Annotated in this window: 1 protein-coding gene and 1 pseudogene; both read right to left on the reverse strand. The window is 67.5% G+C overall.

All coding sequences use genetic code 11. The annotated features are described in order from the left end of the window. Positions 1-433 (reverse strand): S49 family peptidase (locus tag ACFQEU_RS16790; RefSeq protein ID WP_379783996.1); only part of this gene is annotated, 433 nt, incomplete at its 3' end. Positions 434-590: 157 nt separating this feature from the next. Next, positions 591-904, reverse strand: a pseudogene (locus ACFQEU_RS16795) (hypothetical protein); the annotation flags it as partial.

Below are 904 nucleotides of genomic sequence, written 5' to 3' on the forward strand. Positions count from 1 at the left end.
CGGCGACGCCGACGCTACCGACCGCCTGCGCGGACGGGGCGACGTAGATCTCGTCGGCCGGGGCGATCGCCAGATACGCGCCCGACGCTCCGAGCGTGTCGACCGCGGCGATCACCGGCATCTCCGCAGCCGTGCGGTCGACCGCCGCGTACATCCGTTCGCTCTGTGCGGGAAGTCCACCGCCGCTCTCGACTTCGAGGACGACCGCGTCGATGCTGTCGTTGGTGCGAGCGTCGCGGAGCTGTTCCTCGACGTCCTGGGCCATCGGCGTCGTAATCGTTCCGTCGATCTCGACGACGGCGACGCTTCCGTCCGCGTCGGTTACCGTGCTGTACACCTGCGGTGCGAGGAGGGCACCGGCGGCGACGGCGAGGATCGCGACCACCGCGATCACCTGCCGTTCGCTCACGTTCGATAAGGGACCGATTGGCATGCGGACATTAGTTCCTGTTTGAAATATATAAAACACACTATTTTATATACGTAATTAATTACCGGATGCGCGGCTCTTCGCCGGATCGAGCTCCCGTTCCGTAGGGTGATCCGGGTCGAGTGGAACCCGCGTCGAACGCGATCCGGATCGACCGAGGTCAGCCGACGTGGATGTCGTGTGTGTCCCCGACGGCAGCCCCGACCAAGTCCGCGTGAGCGGCGAACAGGGCGTCGTCGTCAGCCGCCGCGTCGACGACGAGGGTGCGTCCTCGTCTCCGCACCGTGGCGTCCGCGAGCGACGGCTCACCGTTCGTCGCCTCGGCCGCGAGCCGCTCGACCCGCTGGCGGGTGAGTCGTCGCGGATCGGCGACCGCGCCGTATCGCAGATCGAACGTCGCGTCGTCCGTCTCGGCCGATCCGGCCGAACTACCCGACTTGCCCGCGGTCGAGACGCGCCGGCCGTCCCCGACGC

It is taken from the genome of Halorubrum tibetense (genome assembly GCF_042661865.1).
Classification (GTDB): Archaea; Halobacteriota; Halobacteria; order Halobacteriales; family Haloferacaceae; genus Halorubrum; species Halorubrum tibetense.